The following is a 354-nucleotide window of genomic DNA, read 5'->3' as shown; positions in this document are numbered from 1 at the left end:
CCCAGCCGCCGCCTTCGAGGAAGACCCCGCCGAGCTGTTTGTGCCGGGCGTGGAACGGGGACACCCGCAGGTTCCGGGGGGAGAGTTTGGGCTGGAGCGGGTGGAGGACGTCGTAGATTTCGACGAAGTTCTGCTGCGAGGTCTCGGAGACGTATTCGTCGGTGAGCTGGACGTCTTCGAACCGGTTGATGTCGCAGTCGCCCAGGTCGATGGAGGATTTGCCGTCCACGAGGAGTTCGGCGACGGCGCGGGCGATCCCGGCGGAGTGGGTGACCCAGACGGCTTCGGCGACGTAGAAGCCGTCCAGTTCCTTGGATTCGCCCACCAGGGAGCCGCCGTCGGGGGTGAAGGAGA

At 66.1% G+C, this 354-nt stretch carries 1 pseudogene; it reads right to left on the bottom strand.

The features are described 5' to 3' along the window. Window positions 1–354, bottom strand: a pseudogene (locus AC5RTT_RS20840) (sarcosine dehydrogenase); the annotation flags it as partial.

The sequence above is a fragment of the Arthrobacter sp. Y3221157 genome, assembly GCF_059089865.1.
The sequence above is the reverse complement of the archived record's forward strand: the minus strand, read 5'-3'. Positions and strand labels throughout refer to the sequence as shown.